The 23269-nt window shown below is 60.7% G+C and carries 19 protein-coding genes and 2 pseudogenes; 16 read left to right on the forward strand and 5 right to left on the reverse strand.

Annotated elements, in window-relative coordinates; genetic code table 11:
- Positions 1-26 precede the first annotated feature (26 nt).
- The 9 genes from ACP99_RS09015 to ACP99_RS09055 all read left to right on the forward strand — a co-directional run bounded on the left by ACP99_RS09015 (position 27) and on the right by ACP99_RS09055 (position 14339).
- Positions 27-1763, forward strand: a complete 1737-nt coding sequence (locus tag ACP99_RS09015; protein ID WP_081927331.1) for a hypothetical protein — start codon at positions 27-29, stop codon at positions 1761-1763.
- Complete coding sequence (locus ACP99_RS09020) at positions 1760-2617, forward strand: hypothetical protein (protein WP_345775637.1); 858 nt, start codon at positions 1760-1762, stop codon at positions 2615-2617. The genes ACP99_RS09015 and ACP99_RS09020 overlap by 4 nt, the downstream gene beginning before the upstream one ends.
- A gap of 2 nt (positions 2618-2619) precedes the next feature.
- A complete protein-coding gene (locus tag ACP99_RS09025; RefSeq protein ID WP_049986291.1) occupies positions 2620-3681 on the forward strand; it encodes a hypothetical protein in 1062 nt (353 codons plus the stop codon).
- 6 nt (positions 3682-3687) lie between these two features.
- Positions 3688-4809, forward strand: a complete 1122-nt coding sequence (locus ACP99_RS09030; protein ID WP_049986292.1) for a hypothetical protein — start codon at positions 3688-3690, stop codon at positions 4807-4809.
- Positions 4793-7027: a VirB4 family type IV secretion system protein gene (locus ACP99_RS09035; RefSeq protein WP_197052412.1), complete on the forward strand. Its 2235-nt coding sequence runs from the start codon at positions 4793-4795 to the stop codon at positions 7025-7027. The genes ACP99_RS09030 and ACP99_RS09035 overlap by 17 nt, the downstream gene beginning before the upstream one ends.
- Complete coding sequence (locus tag ACP99_RS09040; RefSeq protein ID WP_049986294.1) at positions 7020-10841, forward strand: ATP-binding protein; 3822 nt, start codon at positions 7020-7022, stop codon at positions 10839-10841. Before ACP99_RS09035 ends, ACP99_RS09040 begins: the two co-directional genes overlap by 8 nt.
- On the forward strand, positions 10838-11722 hold the full coding sequence (locus ACP99_RS09045; protein ID WP_049986295.1) for a DNA primase: 885 nt from the start codon (positions 10838-10840) through the stop codon (positions 11720-11722). The genes ACP99_RS09040 and ACP99_RS09045 overlap by 4 nt, the downstream gene beginning before the upstream one ends.
- The gene (locus tag ACP99_RS09050) at positions 11719-13239 is read left to right on the forward strand and encodes a primase-associated protein (protein ID WP_049986296.1); all 1521 of its coding nucleotides are present in this window, start codon (positions 11719-11721) and stop codon (positions 13237-13239) included. The genes ACP99_RS09045 and ACP99_RS09050 overlap by 4 nt, the downstream gene beginning before the upstream one ends.
- Before the next feature lie 98 nt (positions 13240-13337).
- Positions 13338-14339 (forward strand): sensor histidine kinase, encoded by a 1002-nt coding sequence (locus ACP99_RS09055; RefSeq protein WP_081927333.1) that lies wholly within the window; start codon positions 13338-13340, stop codon positions 14337-14339.
- A gap of 3 nt (positions 14340-14342) precedes the next feature.
- On the opposite strand, the gene ACP99_RS09060 is transcribed toward ACP99_RS09055, so the two are convergent.
- Complete coding sequence (locus ACP99_RS09060) at positions 14343-15839, reverse strand: PAS domain-containing response regulator (RefSeq protein ID WP_081927335.1); 1497 nt, start codon at positions 15837-15839, stop codon at positions 14343-14345.
- Positions 15840-16452: 613 nt separating this feature from the next.
- Here ACP99_RS09060 and ACP99_RS09065 point away from each other — a divergent pair.
- The 6 genes and pseudogenes from ACP99_RS09065 (at position 16453) to ACP99_RS09090 (ending at position 19284) form a co-directional block, all read left to right on the forward strand.
- Positions 16453-16881 carry a hypothetical protein gene (locus tag ACP99_RS09065; RefSeq protein WP_049986299.1) on the forward strand — a complete coding sequence of 143 codons (429 nt, stop codon included), beginning with the start codon at positions 16453-16455 and terminating at the stop codon, positions 16879-16881.
- Between the two features lie 291 nt (positions 16882-17172).
- Positions 17173-17610 (forward strand): annotated as a pseudogene (locus ACP99_RS09070) (hypothetical protein); the annotation flags it as partial.
- The gene (locus ACP99_RS09075) at positions 17590-17925 is read left to right on the forward strand and encodes a DUF7558 family protein (RefSeq protein ID WP_049986316.1); all 336 of its coding nucleotides are present in this window, start codon (positions 17590-17592) and stop codon (positions 17923-17925) included. The pseudogene ACP99_RS09070 and the gene ACP99_RS09075, both read left to right, overlap by 21 nt.
- 48 nt (positions 17926-17973) lie before the next feature.
- Positions 17974-18582 carry a DUF7437 domain-containing protein gene (locus ACP99_RS09080; protein ID WP_049986300.1) on the forward strand — a complete coding sequence of 203 codons (609 nt, stop codon included), beginning with the start codon at positions 17974-17976 and terminating at the stop codon, positions 18580-18582.
- Between the two features lie 99 nt (positions 18583-18681).
- Complete coding sequence (locus ACP99_RS09085; RefSeq protein ID WP_049986301.1) at positions 18682-19080, forward strand: type II toxin-antitoxin system death-on-curing family toxin; 399 nt, start codon at positions 18682-18684, stop codon at positions 19078-19080.
- An 18-nt stretch (positions 19081-19098) separates the two neighbouring features.
- Positions 19099-19284: a hypothetical protein gene (locus ACP99_RS09090; RefSeq protein WP_049986302.1), complete on the forward strand. Its 186-nt coding sequence runs from the start codon at positions 19099-19101 to the stop codon at positions 19282-19284.
- 87 nt (positions 19285-19371) lie between these two features.
- Here ACP99_RS09090 and ACP99_RS09095 read toward each other — a convergent pair.
- Positions 19372-19631 (reverse strand): annotated as a pseudogene (locus ACP99_RS09095) (MarR family transcriptional regulator).
- Between the two features lie 121 nt (positions 19632-19752).
- Here ACP99_RS09095 and ACP99_RS09100 point away from each other — a divergent pair.
- Complete coding sequence (locus tag ACP99_RS09100) at positions 19753-20013, forward strand: HalOD1 output domain-containing protein (RefSeq protein ID WP_049986303.1); 261 nt, start codon at positions 19753-19755, stop codon at positions 20011-20013.
- Between the two features lie 289 nt (positions 20014-20302).
- Here the strand turns inward: ACP99_RS09100 and ACP99_RS09105 are convergent, their stop codons facing one another.
- The 3 genes from ACP99_RS09105 to ACP99_RS09115 all read right to left on the reverse strand — a co-directional run bounded on the left by ACP99_RS09105 (position 20303) and on the right by ACP99_RS09115 (position 23232).
- Positions 20303-20902: a hypothetical protein gene (locus ACP99_RS09105; RefSeq protein ID WP_049986304.1), complete on the reverse strand. Its 600-nt coding sequence runs from the start codon at positions 20900-20902 to the stop codon at positions 20303-20305.
- 107 nt (positions 20903-21009) lie between these two features.
- A complete protein-coding gene (locus ACP99_RS09110) occupies positions 21010-21573 on the reverse strand; it encodes an ArsR/SmtB family transcription factor (protein ID WP_049986305.1) in 564 nt (187 codons plus the stop codon).
- A 327-nt stretch (positions 21574-21900) separates the two neighbouring features.
- A complete protein-coding gene (locus tag ACP99_RS09115; protein ID WP_231554260.1) occupies positions 21901-23232 on the reverse strand; it encodes an outer membrane protein assembly factor BamB family protein in 1332 nt (443 codons plus the stop codon).
- Positions 23233-23269 lie beyond the last annotated feature (37 nt).

The following is a 23269-nucleotide window of genomic DNA, read 5'->3' on the forward strand; positions in this document are numbered from 1 at the left end:
CCGCTCCCACCCCCGCTGTGAGCCCTATGGAACGCCGAGAGCTCTCCATAATCATGGCCGCACTGTGCGTGACGAGTGTAGTCACGGGTATCGTCACGGCTGCCCCACCACGGCCAGGAACTGAGGACAACGGGCTCACTGAGAACGAATCGGCGACGCTGTGGTCTCGCGACTCGGACGACTACATCAGCCAGGAGGAGTACCAAGAGCGGTACGGGGAGTCTCGGACCGCGATGCAACAGCTCGCGAACGGGACGGACATCACGTTCAAGCGCCCACCAGCGACCGCGGCGACGTGGACGCGGAACGACTTCAAGGACCTGAACGCCGGCGGGTCGGACACCTCCATTCACCCACCTCACGCCTCGCTGGAAGACGGCGTCTACATCGAAGATGCGCACGCCACGATATTCGCCGTCCAACCATCGACGCGAGGCCACCTAGAGTCGGGCGAAACCCCGCTCTACATCGCGCCGAACGGGACGATGCGTGGGTTCGTCGACTACCGTGTTCGTGTCCCCAATGGGAGTTCGTCCGGCAATCGGACGGTCGAGTGGTCGCTGACGAACCACGAGGTCGACGAGGTCCGGCTCATCAACGATGGAACCACCATCGTCGAGCAGGAGGGCTCGCACACCCCCGCGTTGGAGTACCAGATCGAGGACGATTGGAGTACGACATTCACCCTCGAAGCAGAGATAGACGTTCGCTTGAAGAAGACGGTCCGGATCGACCGAGGTGATGAGACGGACGTCGATGTCACGTACCAAACCAAGTCGCTCAACGTCACGGATTCAATCAATGTCGAGATCTACGACCTTACGGCGTACCCCTACTACGCCGAATACCCGAACGGCGATGCCGGGGTGGCGATCTTCCAGTCCCGCCCCTGGCAGGGCTACACGCTAACCGAGAACGGGAGTGCTCGCGTTCGCGGTGTCTGGCGGTTCTACACTGCCCGGAACACGAACTGGGATACGCTTGTGCAGTCCAGCCGGACGGGGAGCTCGACCGTCGAGTCCGACGCGATCCCCGTCTACGTCCACGCGTATCCCTCCCGGATCGGTCCCCGTGCTGAGCCAGTCCGTGATGGTCCTGAGATCATCGATACCTGGGGGACGGACCGTCCATCGCCGGTGGGAACCCTCGGGGAGAACATCAACATCGAGATCGTCAACCAGTCCTACACGACGACGTATGGTCTCGCCGTCCGCGCCGAGACAGTCGACCGTGAGGATCTCCACGTTGCAGGCATCGTCCGTGGCGTAAACGCCTCTATCGTCGCACCTGATGCCGGTTCTGAGCGACAGCTTCGGCGCAGTAACCTCTCCGTCGAGGTGATCCGGCAAAACCAGTCACAGGCGACGCTCCGTATCGAGCTTCGAGATAACCAGACGGGAACTCCGATTGGACTCGGCGGAGGCGGTCGCCGGTATCCGATCGGTGGCGGGGCTCGGAACGGATACATCACCATCGCGGACCAACGGGTCGAAACGAACGCGTCTGGCGTCGCAATCGTGACGGTGGAGCAACCGGGGATCTACACCGCCCGGTATCACCCTGGGTCGTGGCTTGGCCACAATCCCGCCTACGTGAGTGATACGGCGACGGCCCGCTGGCATCCACTCGGGACAATCGAGGGCTGGTTTGCTCTCTTCGTCGAGGTCGGATGGCAGCTCCTCCCCTTCTTCGTGATGTTCTACGCCGGGAAACGGCTCCTGCGGATGCTCGGCCCCGAAGACATCTTCCAGAACAATCCATGACGCGAAACAATCACCACCTCAGCAGACGGACCGCCCTTCGAACAGTCGCCGGCGCCGCGCTCGCGAGTGTGGCCGGGTGCCTGGACAGTAACGGAAGTACCACTCCGAATGGGAGTGAGAGCCCCGCAGATGGGTCGGGAGTGTTCCGGCAGGTGACCGTCGATGGAACAGCACTCGTCGTCGAATTCGCCGCCGACTCAGAGTTCGACCAGATCAACCTCATTCAGCCGAATGGGGAGCTGTTCGGTCAGCGGGAAGTCGCTGCGGGGTCACAACAGGTTTCCTTCGATCTCGGAACGAGCTACGCACCGGGCGAGTACGAGGTTGTTGCTCTCAACGGTGAGGAGACGGTTGGTGAGAGTTCCCTCTCTGTCCAGCCGACCTTAGAAATCGTCGAGATGGGAATTGGCAGAAACCAACCCGATGAGATGTGGGATGGACCAGAAGACAAGATCGAAGAGGAGGCTTTTGTCACCGTCGAAAATCGGGGGAGTGGACCAGACGCGGTAACGAAACTACTCTTCATCGGTGATGTTCCCTACCCCTCTGACGAGGAGGGTACGAACTACGTAGACGATGAAGATGTGAGCGGGATCTACGACCCTGAATCAGATTCGGAGGTCGAACAAGTCACAATCGCTCCAGGGGCCCAAGTCACGCTTTACAGTTCACGCTCGCCATTTGCCTTCGTTCCTGGAGCAGGAACTTCCTGCTCTGACGAGGCGAAGACTGGCGAGTTCGAGCTGATCCTAGAAACACGGGTGGGTGGAGATCGCATTACAAAAACGTACAACATCCAGTATTCAGCATCTCAGGACTCAGATAGCTGTGATATTTCCATCAGTGAGGCCTAATCATGGTTGATCTAATCGACGTCGTACTGGAGGGGTTCAAAGAGGTCGTGGATTGGTTTGTCGGCCTCTTCATGGACGGTCTCCGCTCTGGCTACGAGACCCTTACTGAGGAGATGTTCGGAACACCGACACCAGATACCAACGGAGCGTTCGTCTTCGGTGAACCCCAAAATGCTCCCTGGCCTGCAATTCAGGATGCACTAGTCGGAGGTGAGATCATGTTGATCTCACTTCTCCTCCTCGTAATGTGCGTCCAAGGCCGACACACGGTCCGAATCTTCAATATCGGTAGTGCATACGAGGCCAGGCGCACCAAGAAAACCGCGTGGGTCGGTGCGTTCCTAATCATCACCTGGTACTGGGTGAGTATCCTCGGCCTCTACATCGTTGATGGGTTCACCGTCGCCCTGATGCCGAGTCTGAGTTCCTTGGGAGAGGCGATGCTAAACTTCCTCGAAGTCTCCCTTACGAACCCCGGACTTTCGCTCGTCTTCGCCCTGGTCGGTGGTCTTTCGATGTGGGCCTTGGAGGCTCTCTACTACATTCGAGAGGTTCTACTCTACGTCTACGTGTACGGAATGCCGATTGCGTTCGCTCTTGCATATGGCAATATTCCGGTTCTCTCCGATATCGCGATGGGATTCAGCAAGCGATTCGTGCCATTAGCCGTCCTGCCTCTGCCGGCAGCGGTGGTTTTCAAAGGATACGATCTACTGTACTCACAGAACGCTATCGCCCCGAGTAGCCCATTTTTACGCTACTTGGTCGCAGCGTCACTCCCCCTGATTGCGCTGTATCTGACTTGGAAGACGTTCAAGTACGCAACCCCACTGACAGCGAAGGTTCTGGGTGGCGCCACGAAGGGTGCGGCTCTCATCGGCGGCGTGGCTGCCGGGGCCTACGTTGGTGGGGCTGGCGTCGCGACGACCGCAGCCCGATGGGGGCCCAAGGCCGCCGCAGGGCACGCGGTCGCCCAGAAAGCAGCAGCTCGAGGGACGAATGGTGACGAAGACAGCGGGACGCCGTCCTACCGGCGGACCGAGAACGACCCTGGAAGCTACTAACAACCCATGTCGATAGATCAAGACGCAGCCGCACGGCGCATCATGGATCAGTTCGGTGAGGAGAGTCGCATCCCTTACCTCAACATCGAGGAGGGTGACGTGGGCGTCCTGATCGCCTTCCCGATCGTCGGCCTGTTCATCGCTGGCCTCACGGGCATCGAATCGCTTGCGCTTCCGTTCGTCGCCGGCGGCTTCGGCTTTGGCGTCGCCATCGTCTACGTCTCTCCCGATCACCTGAACGCGTGGACATGGACCAAGGACGTCTATCGGTACGTCAAGCGACCGCAGATTACCTTCAGTGCTCCCGAAGACGCTGACGGGAGTACCAACGAGACAGAGCGCAACGAGGGCGGGCTCGCAAACTACACGCCGTTTAAGCCCGACGAGCGGACGCAGGACATCACGAACATCGAGCGGGCGTGGCCGGGCGCAGGAGCCATTCAGCGGGCCGACGGGACGATGGAGGCGTTCATCGAGATCGACCCCGACAACATGGACTTCGCGATGTCCGACGACTGGGCCCAACTCCAGGACGCCGGCGAGGACTTCGCCAACAAAGAGCTGGACTCGAAGCTCAAACTCCACGCGACGACCCGCTCGTTCCCGGTCGAACAGATCACGGAGAAAATCGAGGACCGCCTGAACGACGAGGACGTCACGGAGAATCCGATCTTCAAGGAACTCCTCGAGGAGTACCGGGAGACCCGGCCGAAGGAGATGCGGGAACGGGGTATCCAGCAGGTGCGATACTACATCGGCGTTCAAGTCTCCCCGCTGGAGGTCTACGACCGCTTCCGCGACGAGGGCACGCCCGCTGAGAAGCTCACGCAGTTCCCCGTCATCGGCTTCCTGTTCAACCCGTTCGTCACCCGTCGCGAGGACCTCACTGACGTCGAACGTCGCGCTCAGATGTTCGAGAAGCTGGACAGCCGAGTCAACGACGTGCGGTCGGAGTTCATCCAGCAGGCGTCGGGCTGGTCCGCTCGGCGGCTCAGCACGGTCGAACTCTTCGTGTTGAATATGGACTTCTGGAACGGTCGGGAACACGACTACGACGAGGCAGAGCGTGTCGTTCGCGAACAACCGATCATCGGCCAGTCGCGCCGGGAGGATGCGTTCGATGCGTAGCTCGGTCCTTCAAGCAGGGGGCGGCGTGGGCAGCCAGCTCGTCAGATGGCTCTCCAGTCCGACCTCTACGGAGGGCGCAGCGCTCTATCTCCTCCTCGTCGTACTGCTCGGTATCGGTGGGAAACTCCTCTGGGACTGGTACACCGAGGACGACACAGAAGAAGTCGAGTTCTCGGATGTCCTCGACGAGGAGACACTCGAACAGGGCGAGGCCGAACGCCAGCTCCTCGACGACATCGCCGAGTCACACAAGACGGTGACCGCGCCGGCTGCCGCCGAGTGGGAAACGCGAGCCGCACGAGTCGGCGAGCAGTGGACGACGACGCTGTACATCGCCGACTACCCGGACTACCCCAACGACGGCTACCTCAGCGACCTCTTCGAGATGACCGACGTACAGTTCGACCTGACGGCCCACATCACGCCGAAGAATCAGGAGCGGGCCCGGAACGAACTACAGGACATCGCTGACGATCTTCAGGTGGATGCCGACCTCGAACAGAGCGTCCGGAGTGCCTACCTTCAGGAGCGGGCCAACGAGGCCGCAGCGACGTACACAGCTGTCGAGAACGGCGCGAGCGTCTTCGACCAGGGGATGTTCATCACCGTTCGGGCCGACGAGAAGGACGACCTCAGAGACGCCGTCCAGAAGGTCAAGAGTGCGCTTCGTGACGATCCGGCGAACCTCACGCCGAAGACCGCAATCTGTCGGCAGGACCTCGCCCTTCAGTCCGCCGCGCCCATCGGCGACAACGAGTTCGGCCGCACGTCAATCGCACTCGGCGGCGCCGTCGGCGCATTACTCTCCTCGCCGCACAACGCGACGATCCTCGAGGAGGGCGGCGTCGAGTTCGGGATTCACAAGGACAACCAGAGCCCTGTGGTCATCGACCCGTTCGCCCGAGACAACGGGTACGCGATGTTCACCGTCGGCGACACGGGCTCAGGGAAGTCGTTCAGTTCCAAGCAGAACTTCATCCGATCCATCGAACAGAGCAAGGACCGCATCGGCATCATCCTCGAACCGCTGAACAACTGGGCCGGTGTCTCGGAAGCCCTCGACGCCAAACGGATCACGGTCGGCGGAACGCTCGGTCTGAATCCGCTGGAAATCCGAGAGACGCCGGAGCACGTCCAGCGGGCGATGGGTGAGGACGCGAGCCCGTTCAACGAGAAGCTCGACGACGCGATGAGCTTCCTCACGAACTTCTTCGCCCTCCGCGGTATCTCGCTGGGCGACCGGCGGACGACGCTCGAACTCGGGCTCAAGCGCGCCTACAAGCGCCAGGACATTACGGACGACATCTCCACGCACAGCAACCCGAGCCCGACCATCCGCGACATGATGGACGTCTTCGAGGATATGGTCGACGACCCCGAGGAGTTCGTCGTGCGGTCCGACGAGGAAGCCGGGAAGATCAAAGAGGACGCAACGTGGCTGCTCGACCAGCTCCGCCCCTTCGAGGACGACGGTCGTCACGCCAATCTCGGCCAGGAGTCCGATTTCGATATCCGGGACGAGAAGGTCATCTATCTCGATCTCGCCCAGCAGGAAGGGAGCGTGGACAGCAGCACAGCGCTGACGATGCAGCTCCTCATCTCGCTGGTGTACGAGCGAGCGAAGGTCTCGGACAAGGAGGTCGTGTTCTACATCGACGAGGCCCGCTACATCATGCAGGACGCCGCCAGTCTGGCGTTCCTCGAGACTGTCTTCCGGCACCACCGCCACCACGACCTCTCGATCCGGCTGGTCACACAGACCGTCGACGAGTTCTTCGAGCACGCCGAATCCGAGGCGATCCTCGATCAGTGTGCCGTCAAGCAGTTCCACCGCCTCGACGGGATGGACGAGGAGTGGGCCGACGAGTTCGGCCTGAACTACGCACAGATGCGATTCGTCCAGGATGCGGTGCCTGGAAACGAGGACGCCGGCTTCTCCGAGGCGCTGGTGGGCGTCGACGGCGAGTGGCGCGGCATCCAGGTCAAAGCGATGCCGAAGGAGAAACAGGTCATCGACTTCGACCCGACCTCCCAAGTTCGGTCCTCACTCCCCGGCGCCGGCGACAGCGCTGTCGATAGCGAGATGGAGGAATTCCAAGCGGACCTAGAAGAGAGAGTAACGAACGGAACGAACGAAACGAACACCACCGAAGATGAATCCGACGCCGTCGCAGCCGAGCCAGACGGCGGGTCAACGGAGGGAACCGACAATGGCTGACTACCTGCGCGTCACCCCGACCTCCGAACAACTCGATGCCGAAAGCATCCCCCGCGTCCTCGACAGCCTCTACAAACTGACCACGCCGGGGTCGTCGGGCCTCGGAGCAAAGCTAAACCCGCTCAACAGCGAGACACCGCCTCGGTTCGAGTTTCTCGCGATCAGTGAGGGGCCGGATGAGCCGGTGGAGTTCTTCTACGGCGCCGATGCCCACCTCGATACTGTCGAAAAGCGGCTCCGCTCAATCTACCCGTCCACGTTCGATATCGAACGCGTCGACGTCGACGTCGCCGACCGTCTCATTCAGCCGGTCGAGTTGACACCAGAAGAGTTCGTCGAGCACTACGAAGCCGGGCGGCTTCAGTACGAGTTTGGTCCAGGGGAGCAGTACGAGCACGTCGACGAAGAGCCGGCTGACGGTGACGCAGCCAATACGGACCCGGTCGTCGACGGCGGCACGGTATCCGCCACAATTCCCGACCATCACGTTGTCGTCGGCGACTCCGTTCTCGAACTTGCCTCCCCTGAGACACTCCCTGAGGATGAGCAGCAGCCATCGATCGAGAAGCCGACGATGACGACGAGAGGTACGATCCTGGCACGGCCAGCCGAGGACGCCGTCTCCCCGCTCGGTGTCCAGTGGTGTGGGTCCGCGTCGCGGAAGCAGGACTGGATGACGTCGCTGACGCCGTTCACAGCGGACGAGTCAGACGGGAATCTCTCCTCGGTCGACCAACCCGGTGCCGCGCTCGCGACGCTCATCGACCACCTTATGGAGGCGACAGCCCCGACCGCGTTCCAAGTCGTCTTCCAACGACGCAGCAGCTGGCAATCCGACGCAGAAGTGCGGAAAGAGGACCTCGTCGACGGCCGCGATACGTTCTTCCAGGAGGTAGTCGGGTCGTTCCTCGAGGTCGAAGACCACCGGAGCGACCAGGACGAACGACAACTCAGTGAGTCCGTCGAGAAACGGATCGAGTACATCGACGCGAAAAACGCCAAACGGTCGTTCACGGCGAACATCCGCGCCGTTGGCGTCCCTACTGATGGCACTCGCGACGACCTCGATGCACGCATGGATTCGCTTCTCCCGGTGTTCGATCCGCTCGACGGGCCGTTCTACGAGGTCGAGGGACAGCGTTTCCGAGAGAGTGGTTTTCGTGAGAAAACAAAGGAGAAAAACGCACGGGCCGCGCTCCAGCGTCTTCTCAACCGAGAGCTGACGACGGGCCGGGGGAAGACCCGACCCGAATTGGTCCTCTGTGGGACGGAGCTCGCGAACTTCATCCTCGTCCCTTCCTCCGAACAGTTGACCGTTGAGGGAACACGGGGGACTCGAGCCGAACAGCAGAGCCGCAATCCGCTCCCGTGGCCGAATCCCGACCTGATCCAGCAGTTCCAGGACGGGATGGAGATCGGGTATGCCCTCGACGATAACGGGGAGCCGCGACCGAATCCGATCCAAATCCCGCCGGACCTGTTGCCCACGCATTACGGGCGGTTCGCGTCGACTGGTGGCGGGAAGTCGAAGGCCATCATCAACGACGCGCTCTCGCTCCGCGAGACGACGGGTGGCCCCGTCGTCCTCGTCGACCCGAAGGGGGACGGAATGTGTGAGAACTACCTGCGCTGCCACTACGAGCGGTTCGGTGGCCTCGACGACATCTACCACTTCCGCGTCCCCGAGACGATCCCCGCGTTCTCGTTCTTCGACATCCGCCCAGCGCTCGAAGCGGGCCGGAACCGTGAGGACGCGATTCAGGACAAGGTCGACCACTTCCACGACATCCTCCGGATGATCATGGGTCGCGAGCAGTACGGCCAAGCGTTCGTCGCGAACGAGATCCTCAGCTACCTCATCAAGGCGCTGTTTGACGAGGAGTACGGCAGCGACGTGTTCGGGCTGGACGACCTCTTCGCCGCCGCCTTCCGGATGCAACGCGAGCAGACGATTCCCCCGGTCTCTGCGGACAACCAGAATATTGAGGAATCGCTGACGCGCCACTTCGCGAAGGACAACCACCAGTTCCAGGTGTCGATGGACGCCGTCGGAAACCGCCTCGACAAGCTCAAAGAAGACGCGCATCTCCGCCGGATCTTCAGCCACGTTCCCGAGCAGAACGACGCCGGCGATTACGTCGACAACCGCTTTGACTTCCGCGAGTTCCTCGATGAAGACACGACCATCATCTTCGACCTCGGCGACCTGCGGCCGGAGGCACAGCGAGCGATCACACTCCTGCTGTTGAGCAACCTCTGGGATGCCGTGCAGGTGCGCCGGCGCGACGGTCAGACCGACTACGAGAAGCTCACGAACCTCATCATCGAGGAGGCGGCACCGGTCGCGTCGACGAAACTGGTCTCCGAGCAGCTGCTACCGCAGGGCCGATCGTTCGGCCTGAGTATGGGCCTCGTGATGCAGTTCCCCGAACAGGTGCGGAACCGGAACGAGCGAGCCTATGACGAGGTGCTGAACAACATCAAGACGAAGCTTATCGGGAACATCTCGATCGAGCGCGACCTAGCGGAGTCGCTTGCCCACGAGGACCTCAGCCCGACCGAACTCCGCAACCGGATCAACACGCTGCCGAGCGGCGAGTGGATCGCCCAGCTCCCGAGCCCGTCCTTCGGGGAGACTGGTCCGCCGCCGTTTTCGTTGAAGCCCCTCCCGATTGCGCCGGGGCATCCAGAAAGCGACCAGCCGCTCACAGAGCCCCAGGAAGACCATTTCGAGTCCGTGTCCCGGCCACGGATGGTCGAGCGGACACAGGCCCAGTACGGACTGACAGCGACGACTGAATCGAGTCCGGCTCCCGAGGAGGCGGGGTGGGGGAGTTCAAGAGCCGACACGACGGGCTCATCGGCTGATGGAGATACGGGGGACGACCCGAACCAGTCCGCGTTCATCAGCCAAGCGACAACCGAGGACGGGTCGACGTCGACGACTCAACCCGAGACGGACAGCGAGTCCGGTGGAGACCACGGGGAGATCAGTTCGTTGTTCGGGGAACCCGCTGCTAGCGATGGTGACCCAGCTCCCGACCAAGCAGCGCAACCGGCGAACGGATCAACGCCCGTTCAGGACAGCGGTGTACCCGTTCCCGATGACGACCTTCGAGAACGCGGGCTCAGTCGCGACGATGTCCGATTCCTGAGCCAAGTCCTTGACGTGATGAACAGGGACGACGACGAGTACACGCTCTTGAAGAGTATGCGCCAGCTGCGAGACGACTACGAGGACCTCCATCTGGAGCGGCTCACGGAACAGGAGCTATTGGACGAGGGATCTGCTGCTGGCCGCAAGTACTACACCGTGCTTCCGGCCGGGCGAGACCTCCTCGGCAGGGAACTGAACGCCGGTCCCGGCGAGGGTGACCTCGGCGAAAAAACCCCGCACAAGGTCGGCGTCCGACTCCTCGAGTTGTGGCTCCAGCAGCAGGACGGCGTCGTTCGCGTCGAACCGTACTACGAATACGACGATGGAATGGTGCTGGATGTAGCCGGGTTCGACGATAAGGGCAATCTGGTCTGGGCTGGTGAAGCGGAGCTCGCGAGTAACAATAGGCACGCCCCGGTCGAGGATTACGACAAGCTCAGCGCCGTGGACGGCGACGCAGTTTGGGCGTTCAACACTCGGGAGACAGCCATCGGCGTGCTCGACGCGTTGGCCGACGCCGACAGGATCGACGAGCCTGTCAGTGGGCGGTCGGCGCGGTCGTTCGCGAACATTAGAGACGCTGTCGAGGAACTCAGTGCTGACGGGCTGACCACCGTTCGGGGGTTCAAAAATCTCAAAGAGGGACTCGAGTCATGACGTGGCGACAGGCAACGCGTGAGGAGATCTATGCCTACTACGCTGAGGAATTTCCCCGCTATGTCGACGACCTGCCGGAGTTCATCACGGGGACCGGTCCGAAACAGTACGCTGTCGCCTTCCGCGAGGCCCATCCGGTGCGCAACGATGAGGTGCCGGACAAGGACTTCATCCGGCGGGATACGTGGCAAACGAATCCATCAGGCGATCGGACGACGGCGGAGTTCAACAGCTTTGAGGACGTCGTTGAGTTCGTTCGCCATCCCGCACGGAACGACCCGCTGGGCCGAAGCGAATTCGCACTTGCTGATCCAGAAGTCTTGGAGCAACCGGATCCACGCCCCGATGCCGTCTACTACGCACTCGATCACTGGGAGCGGCCGTGGGTCCTCCTCGTCGATATCGACGCCAAGGAGATCGCTCGAGAACGAGCCGCGGATGCTGTCTCGGACAACATCGACGACCGGGACGACGAGGCACTCCTCGACGCCGCCGGCATCCTCGACGCCGAGCCAACCGGGTATCCGTACGCCTTCGAAGACGTCGACCGCGCCATCGAGTACGGGTTCGAGGTGCGCGACATCTTCGAGGACGATTTCGACGCCGAGGAAACGATGGTCGTCTACAGCGGGCAAGGCGTCCACGTCTACCTCCTCGACTCTGACCCGGCGCACCGATACGACGAGCAGAGTCGCGAGGTGTTGAACGACCTCCTCCTCAAGACCTACGACATCCCCATCGACCCCGTCGTGACGGCGGACCGCCGGCGTGTCGCTCGCCTGCCCTACTCGCTGCACGCCGACGTCTGTAGCATCGTTCAACCCATCGAGAGCCCGGCGTTCGACGTTCGGTCGGCGACACCCGAGGTGATCGACGAATGAGCCCCAGTACGCCTACCGACGACGAGGACATGGCGTATCGAGTTGCGGCACTCCCGCTGCAGTACGGTGAGACCCGCATCAACCAGCTGTTTACGCGTGGCTACAACCGATACGTCGTCGACGGCGAGGACCAGCCCGAAGACCTCGTGAATGACGTCGAGCGGTTCGGGACGGCAGCGTTCAAAGAGCAGGTTCGTGCCGACGCAGCCAACGAGCCGTTCGTCGACGAGCCGGGAACGCTCGCTGTGCTCGCGACGCTGAGTGCGATCTGTGTGAAAGAGCACCCGAAGTTCGAGCACGCGTCGCCCCGGAACATCCAGGTGCTCTACGACATCCGTGAGTTGTACGTCAACAATCTCGCCTCCCTCACCCGTGCTCGCGGTGATGGGGCACTCCAGCAGGACATCGCCGACGTGCTGTACAGCAAAGAGCCCGGCGAGGATGGCCCGCATCCGGGTCGGGTCTGTACGGGCATCACAGAGATGCAGGAGTTCGGGGATGGCCTGTACCTCGAAATCCCAATGGCCGCAGCCTCACGCAAATGTCTCGTTCGGGAGGACAAGGATTCGACGGGGAGTGACGACGGAGAGATACTGACGCGAGTGAAGGACAACAAGCTGTACGTCCCGGTCGGTGATTTCGACAGCAAGTATCGGGACTACGCTGAGCGGGCGTTCAAGAAGCTCCTGCGAGTCCAGGAGGATGGGCTCTCCAACGACCAGCTGACGTGGCTGACCACGAACGAGTCCGCGATAACGGAGCGGATCGACCGCTTCCTCGAGACCGGCCATCACGAGCGCATCTGGCGGAACTGGGACCGTGGCGAACGGACGATCCGCGTCCTCCGGCGAGCCCTGAGTGACGCCCCCGACGACGTCGCCCAGAGAGGGGAGTTCCTTACAGCGAAAGAGCTCTATCGAGCGGTCGAGGCGTACGAGGCCGATGACGACTGGGAATCGTCTGTAACGGATTGGATCTCGAGTCCGAGCAGTCTCGCCAAGACGTTGGCCGACCACGAGTCACATTCGGCGGTCACCATCGACCGCGACGGGCGCGTCAACACCTATCGAATCGGGCGGGACGGAACCGGCGCTGAACAGATCGAGGTGCGGGAAATCGACGACCTCTTCGAACTCCCCTGTCTGGCGAATATGGAGGAGCGACTACACGAGAAGAAGCCCGTCCGGAAGGACCTCTATAACTTCGCGCGGATGGTGATGTGGCTGCCGCAGTACCGAGACAGCAGCCTCGACGAGATCGTCGCGGACCTCAAGGACGTCTTCTCCAGGTGGCCGTGGTACGACGAGCAGGAGACCGAGTACCAGGTTCGCTACGAATTCTCGAACACGATCGACGGCGACACGCCGTTGCCGATGAACTGCGATAACGACGATCTACAGCGCTACTGTATCGGCCAGGACCAGTGTCCCTACTCGATCTGGGGCAGCCTCCCGTTCCCGGATGAGATGTACGAACAAGTCGACGAGGAGTCCGCAGGCCCCGCTGAGCAGTTCTGAAAAGGATTTTGACGAATGCTCAACGCCCCGAGATAGCCTATCACAAGCCACTCACGGAAGGTTATTCAGATCGGCACGCGAAGTATCCAACTATCCAAATGCGTGACTCCACATCACAAACATCCCCCAGTCAGAGTGCCATAGAAGCGCTTGTACAGAACTTCCCGAATGGCGTTCTTGTTCTCTTCGATGATGATCTCCGATATCGGGCTGTGGGCCCCGATGTATTGCCATTCTCTAATGCGAACGCTACCGAGCTTATTGGACACTCAATTCACGAACTATTCCCAGAACAGACAGCCCGTCGTCTCGAGCCAGAATTACGTGCGACGCTTCAGGGAAACGCACGCTCCTTCGATATCGAGTATGACGACCGCATCCATCACATCGAGACCAAACCCGCGAAGGTCGATGACGAGGCGTATGGTGTCCTCGCTACACAGGACGTGACGCAGGAGCGCGAGACTGCCGATTCACTACAGGAGCAGAACGAGCGTCTGGATCAGTTTGCGAGTATGGTCTCACACGATCTTCAGAACCCACTTTCAATCGCCACCGGCCATTTGCAGTTGTACCAAGAGACCGGCGATCCCGACCATCTTACGAAAGTCGAAGAGACACTCACCCGCCTCGACGAACTCACACAGGACCTTCTGACACTTGTGCAATCAAACGAGATGACGGACACCATTGAGAACGTCTCGCTGCATGCGGTCGCCCACGATGCGTGGGAGATGATCGAGACCCGCAGCGCAACCCTGACTGTCTCTGATCACTCGATAAAAGCAGACCACGGTCAGTTGCAGGCGCTCTTCGAGAATCTATTCCGAAACGCAATCGGGCACGGTGGGAACGAGGTGACGGTGCGGGTTGGGCCGCTCGAGGACGGCTTCTATATCGAAGACACGGGAACGGGAATCCCCGAAGAGAAGCGCGAAACCGTCTTCGAACACGGCTTTTCAACGGGGTACGGGGGGAACGGCGTTGGACTGACCATCGTCAGTCGAATCGCCAATCACCACAGTTGGTCGGTCGAACTGACCGAGGAAGAATCCGGGGGGGCACGCTTCGAATTCACCGGTGTCGATCTCGCTGATTGATTGCTACGCAGGCAGCGAACCCGTTTCCGCTGGAGTGACCATTACTCCAAAACCTCGGATTGTCCCTTCTGAAGTGTAACTGGCAATGATCGTCGCGGGCGCTGTGAACGTACTCCCGTCGCGCTGGCGCCATTCTACGTCTGTCGTTACGTCGCCATCAATGCGAGCAGATTCGATGAGGTCATCGGCTCGCCGTCTATCAGGCCCGTCTGACGAGAGCAGTGTTCCGAGATGTATCCCGAGGCCGTCCCCGATCGAATAGCCTAGGACATCCCTAGCGTTGTCGTTCCACCGGGTCACGTAGCCCTCGTGGTCGAGTGTGTAGAAGGCCTTCTCGTCTGCGTTCTCGAAAAGGTGATAGAACTCTCCGGGATGGGCCGCCGTTGACCGCTCTCCGCTGAGGTCTCGAGCCGTACAGACAATGCTCCCATTTTCCGTTTTCGCCAATCGATGGTCCGTAACGAGCCGGTCCCCCTGCTTCGTGAGACGGACGGTCTCACCGCTCCAGTATCCAAGCTTCGACACCTCTGGGAGGATGCTGTGTTCGAGTCGGTCCGCTTCCTCGTTGTGATAGAGGATTTTCCACGACCGTCCGACGAGTTCGGACCGTTCATAGCCGAAGAGCGTAGCAAATGCAGGGTTCACGTACGAGAACGTTCCATCTGGTTCGACCAGACTGATCCCCTCAGTCGCAGTTTCGATGACGCGAAGTCCGTGGTCCTCCTTGTACGCCGTGATATCTTGGACATAGCCCACGATCCTGACGACGGATCCCTCGTCGTCGAAGATCGGTTTGCTCTGTCCGCGCACCCACCGGACGCCCTGTTCGGGATGCACTACACGATACTCGATCTCATCAGGCGTTCCGTTCGATAGCTTCTCCATCGACGAGAGTGCTTTCTCACGGTCTTGCTCGTGTACGTGGGTGAGAAATGCATCCGGCGTGTCCTCAAGTGTCTCAATAGGGATACCCCAGATCTCCTCGAATGCAGAATTGATGAAAAGCAATTCGTCCCAATCCGCAGTAACGCTAAACAGGATGTCGTCCGAGTTCTCCGCAAGTTCCGAGAATCGCTGTTCAGTCTCTCGGATGGTCTCCTGTGCAGTGTAGCTAGCGACGGCGTTCTTGATCCGATTCGCGAGAATTGTGTACTGGCTGGATCCCGCTTCCTTTTGGAGGTACTCAGTAACACCCGCAGAAATCGCATCACTTGCGACGTCTTCGCTACCTTTCCCTGTATATAGAATGAAGGGTATTCGGGGATGGGCTTCTCGAACCGCTGTGAGAAAGTCGAGACCAGTCTGCCCGGGCATTTCATAATCCGAGACAATGCAATGAAACTCCCCAGCTGAAAAGGCTTCCAACCCGTCACTCACATTCGTTTCAGACTCGACAACAAAGCGATCATCCTCTCGGCTGAGAAACATCGCAGTAAGCTCAGTGAGATCCGGCTCGTCGTCGACGTGGAGGACCCGGATATTGGATGGAAGGGTGTTCATTACCTACCTACAAGTAAATGAGTCTCCATAGTTTAGTGGGGTTTGTAGACAGCTACCCAGCGAATGACTGTCAGAGACGGCCATCTATCAAAATAATTTACTGAATTTGTAGAGCGTGCCAAAACGACCTCCCAGTTGGCCGTCGAGCAATTTCAGCACCTAATACGGACAGAATCTCTTGTTTTGAGGGGTCTCGCGACTCAGGGTACTGAGATGGAGTTCCTCGAAGGGGGAGAATAGATGGAGCAGTAACTCAGAAAAATTCAGATACCGCCGAAATCACCTTCATAGCCCCTTCGTCGAGCAAATTCTGTACTTCAAGAACTATTCGTGAATCCGTCGCGGTATTTTCTACCGCCTCAAATCGGCCCGACGGGGTTCTTCTTCGATTAGAGTCCGTCATGGCGTCTTGCATATCGCGGTTTTCGTCCAAAGAAAGAGGCGATATGCAGTGTGCGAAGGCCGCCGGCTCTCTCGGGCCGAGGGGCCGTCACAGGGGTAGCGGAACTACAGAAGTATCAGATGTAGCGCATAGGTTGACCGGGTGTGTGTCGGTGGTGTCTGTCGCCCCCGCCAGGGGGTGGCGGGGCGCATCACGTGCCCCCGATTGACGATGGCTTCGGACCAACGCAGCAAGACACGAGCAGCGCATCGAGCAACAAGTACTCCCGACGGTCAAGCCCCGTGGGCAGACCTCGAAGTGACGGTTCCGACCGACCGGGATCACGCGTCCGTCGTCGCGCTCGTGGAGTGTGCTCTCGTCGAACTCACGCACGAGGCCGTAGGCGCCGTCTTTGTCTCCCGACAGGTCGGGCGGTCGACGCGGACGCAGTACGTCGCCGGCGACGACGTCGGCGAGCAGTTCCAGAAACGGCACTTCGATGACCGACTGGGCTGGCACGAGACCACCGTCCCTCGACGAACCGTTCGCGACGAACTGATCACCCAGCTCACGCGACCGGCTGAACAGGCAGATGAAGGAGCAGCCAACGAGTCAGACACTTTCGTCGTGAAGCCAGTTCGAGAGCTCCAGACACCGTAGCGACTAGACTTAACCAACATTCCTTGGTCTTTTCAGGTCACAACGAGACACCCACGACAGACCCCCGTCCTGCCGAACACGGCCAGCCCGGTCGAAGAACTCGATGTCGCATTCCAGCTGAAAAGACCAACCCGACCGGTACCGGCACTGTGTTGGTTAACTCTGGGGCTGGATCCACCTCCTCGCCCCCACCCACCGCCCTGTACCTCGAGTAAGTGTATCCTGGCGGACGGGCGACTCGAACAGCGGTCGCGACGGGGTTTATCGGGCCGCTACTCCTCGAGAGCGAGTATGGTCGTCGTCGAGGAGGTCACCAAACTGAGCGAACGCCGCACCCAAACCTCGTCCGAGGCGTTTCCGGATGAGTCGCTAGCGTCGATTCGGGCGGCCGTCGAGGCTGTCCCGACCAGCGTTTTCGACGGCTCGACGAAACACACGGAGGTCGGCGGCTTCGATGCCGCAATCGCCGACGGACTCCCGCAGTACGAGTACGAAGGGGACGCCGCCGGCGGCTACAACCCGAACTGTAAGCTCTGGGCGCATCAGGGGTTTAACTACAGCGTCGATCTCTACGACGCCGACGCCCGCATCGCCATCGAGGTCGAGAAGAGCGAGCGGAAGAACGTCAGCGACGACCTCCTCAAGTTCCAGAAGGGGTACCGCACCCAGAAGGACGGCCGGCCGCGACGTCGACGGGGAGGACGAGTGATGCAGCAGACCCTCGTTGGCTGTGCGTTCTGCGACGCCCCGCCCGGTACCGAGACTGGCGAGGCGCACACCTGGGGGCAAGACGAGCGGGTCACTCACCCGATCTGCGTCGACTGTGCGATTCAGACGCGGCCGAATCCCGACGAGCGCGATCACGTCGCCTGTGACGGCTGTGGGCTGGTCGTCGATACGCTCGCAGCGCTCACGCGCTTCCGGGTCGAACTGGGGCATCTGGAAGGCCCGTTGCAGCTGTGCGCCCGCTGCAGTCTAGGTGGTCTCGCGACGTACTGGACGCGCGATCTCGAGGAGCATCTCGTCGCGACGCCGGCGGAGTGACCCAACACTCTTTACGGTTTCGCTGTAATCTGTAATCAAGAGCGACCCGTGTCACGCACCTCAAACCGCGCCGACGGCGACATCGTCCAGGACTTCCTCTCGGTCGCGGATCTCCTCGAGGAGCCACAGCTCGCCCAGCTGTACGCCTACCTCGCCCGGGAGAGGGAAGCGACCGTCCAGGACGTAATGGACGACCTCGAACTCGCCCAGGGGACAGCCTACAGCTACGTCAACCGGCTCGTCGACGCCGGCGTCGTCGACGTCACCGACGACGAACAGCCCCGGCGATACGCCGCCCGAGAGATCGACCTGACCGTGACCACGGCTGCTGGCGACCGCGAGTACACGATCACGCCGGCGCTCATCGACGCCGTCGGCCGCCGTGAGACGGACGCCGATATCGACACGTACATCGACCGGCACGGCGTCGCCGGCCTCGCGACCGCGCTCACCTACGCCGTCGCCCGCGAACGCGGCGAGGTGACCCACCGGCTGATGGCCGACGACCTCGACATCTCCCCGCTGGCCGCGGAGATGATCCTCCAGGCGCTTCGGCCCCTCGTCTACGAGCAATACGACATCGAGGAGGCAGGAGCGGGACTCGACGAGTTGGACATCGACGGGGACGTCTCCGCTGACGATCGTCGACACCGCTGACGGAGACAACCGATAATGGGCCACCTCGCGCTACCGATGAGAAGTCCTGATCTCGATGGTTGAGAAACGGTTAACGGGCGGCGTGAGAAAGTTGGGTACGTGACTGACGATCTCGCGTATCCCTCTGTCGAACTTATTCTGGATCTCCACGAACAAATCGTGGCGGAAGGCAACACCACAGAACCAGGAGTTCGATCAGAGGACGCGATTGGCTCCGCGTTGCAGTACATTTCGGAGGGATTCTTCGGGGAGGTACCCGAGACGATCCACGACAAAGCGGTACACCTGATGCGGCTGCTGGTTGCAGAGCATCCGTTCGTCGATGGAAACAAACGAACGGCGCTCCGAACAGTGGTGGTTTTCTATATGTTGAACGGGTACACGTTCGACTACGGCGATGAAATTCGGGCCCTCTTGCACCGCTTCGCAACCAACGAAGCCGCGGTCGACACGGATACTGCAGTTATCTACTTCCGGGCATGTGCTCGTCGCAACTGATAAAGGGACACACAGAGTATGTTCAACAGAACAATGGCGTCCAGCACCGATTCCGCGACGGCGGTCGACGACGAAGTCCGCCAGCTCTACGAGCGGTATCAGGCGGCCGAGAGCGACGCCGAACGTCACGATATCGCCCTCGAGATGGGGAAGCTCGACGGACGCCGTCACGCGGAGATCTACGCAGCACTTGAAGACGAGTGAACCGTCCTTCTTTCAGGATACCGGCTGCGAAGTCGATCGGCACTGGCGACTAGCTGGTTTTTGATCTAGATTTTTCGCCAGCGGGGTTCATTCAGCTTCGAGGTCACGTGCGTCGATCTCGCGGCGAGATACTGCTCTCCCTGACGAGTGATGTCGTAGACGCCGTTGCCGAGGTGGACGAGAAGGCCATAGGTGACCAGCGTCTTGCAGCGAGCGTTGATGTGTTGCCGGGAGAAGCGCACGCGATCGCTGTCCGCCATTTCCTTCGGGGTGTCAGGGCCGTCCTCAGAGAGATGCTCCAGAATGCGGTCATCAGCGCGAGACATCCAGTCGGCGTCAAAGCGCATAATCGCTTCTGGTTGCGCCGACGCTATCCCAAACGCGCTAAGTCAAGTAGCAGAGCGTATCGCTTCTGTGGTTGACTCCTAACGTTTTAAACGCCCGCCACCCTAACCTCCGAGCGTACAGATGCATTCCCCGTCCACCAGCAGTTCGGATGGATCGAGTGACCTCCTCGTTGAGATCATCGAGACACTCGAAGCGTGTGGGCTCGAGGACGATTCCTACCAGCTCCACGATTACGTCGACCCCGGTGCGCTCGAACAGCTGCTCGCCTCCGCCGATGAGACCATCACTGTTCAGTTCACCGTCGAGGGGATCCCGCTCGATGTCTCGCCGGGGGGCGTGGAGGTCATCGTCGAGGACGAGTCCGACGCTGACACCGAATAACGCCCAGAACAGGGAAGATACCGATTGTTCTCGAAAGCCCTCGGCCGCTCGACGTCCCGCGACCGCCGCTGCGCGCCTCGTGGCTGCGGTGCTTGCGGGGTCGGGGGACGGCCGAGTCGGCCTCGCCCTTTCTGAGTCCACCAGGACTGTAGATGGCTCACCGAGCGATGTAGCCGGCTGGACAGGTGTGTACGTAGCGGCCCGCCCCGCTCGCCGCTGCCGCCCTCCGCGTCGCTCGCGACCGACCATTCCAGTATGAGAAAAGTCGATCCGTATTCGCGGTTATTTGCTACCGAACCGGATGTGACTCCCCGCCCTCCTGCCGACGGGAGGACAGAACCAACCCAATAAGCCCAGGACCGAACACGGCAAGGAGTATCTCTACGAAGATCGCACCCGCCAGTTGGGAGCTGATTTCACAGAATCCCACCAGACAGACTGTCGGCCCTTGAAGATCGAAGAGCGTCCCCTGAGCGAGTCCGCCAGGAGCAATGAAGGTTCCAAAGGTGACGAGCATAGCGATCGGCCAGCCGGCTACCGTGTCTCGAAGCGCTGCTTCCGGCTCGATATGCCGCCAGTGGTGGATGACCTTTTGACCGACTGCCAGCGGAAGCGCCGTTAGGATCAGCAGTGAACCGACTCCCGTGATCACAAGCGTCGCCGGAATTTCCCACAGTTCCGGGTCTAATCCGCCTCCAGCGATTGCCCAAACGACGGTGACGCCGACGAGATAGAGCAGACTGGCCTCAAGGACCGCTAGTCGGAGTACCCTCCTGATCGGCGGCGTTTCCGTTCGGGAGGCCAGAAGCGTTGTAACGGCGACTGGACCCGAGATCCCCACGGTGATGACGAACGCGAGAACGGGGAGTAACCCTGTCGGGAGTGTCATTCACCACGTCACCCCTGATGAGCGTATCATACTCGCTCTTTGTTCAAGCCAAGGCATAACCCCCCGCTTGGTTCAAAATTGGTTTTGACGGATACTGGGGAGTCCTCCTATCGATTCCACTGCCACCAGAACACGACTAGGCCGAGGATGAAAAGCCCACCGAGAAGGAACTCAAATCCAGGAACTGACAGCAGTGACTGAATCCCTGATTCATTACCGCCGCCCACACCGAGACCAAACCCGCGGTAGATATAGAGTAGGACTGATCCAAGGAGAAGCAGGCCCGTCGCGCCGATGAGACGCTTGAGGAGGTCAATAAATCCAGTCTTGCGTGTCTCCGTGCCGACGAAGACGACAACCGGGTCGTCGGCTGGCGCATACACCTCCATCTCCTTGCCTTTCTCGGAGTACCGTGTGTCAGTTACCTGCACGACACCTGCATCCTCGAGGTTGTCCAGATGATAGGAGACGTTCTGGACCGACATATCGAGCCGCTTCGCGAGTCCAGACGGTGGCGCAGGCTCGTCGTAAATGGCTGTCAGGACACGTCGTGCTGTGTCCGACGCAAGGGCCTCAAACACATCTGCCGTCCCCTCTTCATCAACGCCGAGAACTTGGATCTCTCCCTCCTGTGTCGCAGACACATCGTCGGTGGAGGGCAGTAAGGACATACTGCATGATTTTGCAGGAGCCGACATAAGCTTCGGGTGACCGCCGAAACGCTCCGACATTCCGGTCAATCACCTTCTGGAGAACCAACCAGCTGGTAGCGTCAGTTGACGTCATTTCGAAAGCCCCCGAGCGCTCGACGACCGCGACTCGCTGCGCGCCTCGTGCCTTCGGTGCTTGCGTCGTCGGGGCACGTCGAGCGTCCGGCCCCTTTCAGTCCTGCCCTGGAGGCTAGTGTGGAGTCAGCACCCTCCATCGGTTGGATCGGTGGATCGTACCGGTCCGCCCCGCTCGCCGCTCTCCGCACCGCCCGCGTCTACTCGCCAAAATTACGGCTCACGAACCGCGAGCAGTCGGCTCTCGTAATTATGCCCCGGGTTCGTCTGGATATACGCCGTATCCCCAACGACAACCGGTGGGCCACTCCGCTCTCCAATGTCCAGTCGCCATCGACGTGTCCCGTCTGCCCGTGCGACAGCTGCAAGCTCCTCACCCTGACTGATGTACACCGTATCCCCTGCGACAGTCGGCGAGAGGACCGCTCCCTTTTCGGTCTCGTACGTCCAGATGTTGCTCCCGTCACTCACATCGAGTGCATGCAACCGCCCAGTATCGGCATCAGGATACCACTCGCCCACGTACAGCGTCCCGTCTGCGTATGCGGGCGGGCTGAGCGTCTTCTTCGGGAGCGTCCAGTCCCACGCAACCTCACCTGAGGTAGTCTCGAGGGCGAATAGCCGTTCTGCCCCCGACCACGGTGAGTCATCCAATCCAGCGGAGACGTGCGGCTTCAACGCGGAGACGAAGACACGATTCGCGCCAGCGACGACGTGTCCTTTGAGCCCCCAGTCATCACCAACATTCAGTTTGGCAGTCCACTCCCGGTCACCGGACTGCGTGTTCACCGCATACACCTCCCGCGTCGCTCGGTAGCTCTCGTTCATATCGAATGTGAACGCAAGATTCGCGGTTACTGCTGGTTTCGCCCAGTCAGTGCGCCACGTTGGCCCATCGTCAGTCTCGACGACGTGTGGGCCGAGTGGGGCCGTCCACTCGATGTCTCCTGTCGTTGCATCGCACGCGATAATCCCTCTATTTGACCCGATATAGACTGAATCACCTCTGACCGTCGGGCCGATCGGCGGCCGTTCGCCGCTTGATGCGGTGATTCCGTCCTTCAGGATCCACTCCTGCTCACCAGTCGTGCGATCCAGCGCGTGGAGCCGAACCACGTTCTCCTCCGTGCGGGTGATGACGAGCAGCCGGTTCTCGTGAAGCGCCGGGGCCCAGCGCATCGGAGGGAGGTCACTGTTCGACCATTGCTCTGCCCCGTCATCCGACGCCAGCGCGAACGCTGTTCCATCAGTCCATGCCTCAGTCAGATAGAGAGCGTCGTCGACGACTGGCGGATACACCGGCCGGTCGCCAAGCTGTTCCCACGCAATCGTCGCATCGTCACGGGGACCACGCACTTCCGGTGTGTGCCGTGTATTCCGGGCGTCGTAGCCAATCTGGGGCCATGTCCCTGCGGGGATGGAGTCGTCAGTCGACGGCGTTTGGTCCCCCTGATTATCGGTTCCACTGCCCGGACTAGCCAGACAGCCAGCCAGGCCGCCCGTGAGGATTCCACCTGTCGTGGCGAGGACCGTACGACGGCGCATATCTGTTCTGTTGTTCAGTACAGCTAATGGTCTTGTG

It is taken from the genome of Halobellus rufus (genome assembly GCF_000739575.1).
In the GTDB taxonomy this organism is placed as follows: Archaea; Halobacteriota; Halobacteria; order Halobacteriales; family Haloferacaceae; genus Haloquadratum; species Haloquadratum rufum.

Excerpts from the sequence above, each read along its gene's own strand:
- ACP99_RS09105 (WP_049986304.1), bottom strand. The coding sequence starts at position 20,902 with ATGACACTCCCGACAGGGTTACTCCCCGTTCTCGCGTTCGTCATCACC.
- ACP99_RS09020 (WP_345775637.1), top strand. The coding sequence starts at position 1,760 with ATGACGCGAAACAATCACCACCTCAGCAGACGGACCGCCCTTCGAACA.
- ACP99_RS09035 (WP_197052412.1), top strand. The coding sequence starts at position 4,793 with ATGCGTTCGATGCGTAGCTCGGTCCTTCAAGCAGGGGGCGGCGTGGGC.
- ACP99_RS09030 (WP_049986292.1), top strand. The coding sequence starts at position 3,688 with ATGTCGATAGATCAAGACGCAGCCGCACGGCGCATCATGGATCAGTTC.
- ACP99_RS09045 (WP_049986295.1), top strand. The coding sequence starts at position 10,838 with ATGACGTGGCGACAGGCAACGCGTGAGGAGATCTATGCCTACTACGCT.
- ACP99_RS09110 (WP_049986305.1), bottom strand. The coding sequence starts at position 21,573 with ATGTCCTTACTGCCCTCCACCGACGATGTGTCTGCGACACAGGAGGGA.
- ACP99_RS09090 (WP_049986302.1), top strand. The coding sequence starts at position 19,099 with ATGTTCAACAGAACAATGGCGTCCAGCACCGATTCCGCGACGGCGGTC.
- ACP99_RS09050 (WP_049986296.1), top strand. The coding sequence starts at position 11,719 with ATGAGCCCCAGTACGCCTACCGACGACGAGGACATGGCGTATCGAGTT.
- ACP99_RS09040 (WP_049986294.1), top strand. The coding sequence starts at position 7,020 with ATGGCTGACTACCTGCGCGTCACCCCGACCTCCGAACAACTCGATGCC.
- ACP99_RS09075 (WP_049986316.1), top strand. The coding sequence starts at position 17,590 with ATGCAGCAGACCCTCGTTGGCTGTGCGTTCTGCGACGCCCCGCCCGGT.
- ACP99_RS09055 (WP_081927333.1), top strand. The coding sequence starts at position 13,338 with ATGCGTGACTCCACATCACAAACATCCCCCAGTCAGAGTGCCATAGAA.
- ACP99_RS09115 (WP_231554260.1), bottom strand. The coding sequence starts at position 23,232 with ATGCGCCGTCGTACGGTCCTCGCCACGACAGGTGGAATCCTCACGGGC.
- ACP99_RS09060 (WP_081927335.1), bottom strand. The coding sequence starts at position 15,839 with ATGAACACCCTTCCATCCAATATCCGGGTCCTCCACGTCGACGACGAG.
- ACP99_RS09065 (WP_049986299.1), top strand. The coding sequence starts at position 16,453 with ATGGCTTCGGACCAACGCAGCAAGACACGAGCAGCGCATCGAGCAACA.
- ACP99_RS09025 (WP_049986291.1), top strand. The coding sequence starts at position 2,620 with ATGGTTGATCTAATCGACGTCGTACTGGAGGGGTTCAAAGAGGTCGTG.
- ACP99_RS09015 (WP_081927331.1), top strand. The coding sequence starts at position 27 with ATGGAACGCCGAGAGCTCTCCATAATCATGGCCGCACTGTGCGTGACG.
- ACP99_RS09100 (WP_049986303.1), top strand. The coding sequence starts at position 19,753 with ATGCATTCCCCGTCCACCAGCAGTTCGGATGGATCGAGTGACCTCCTC.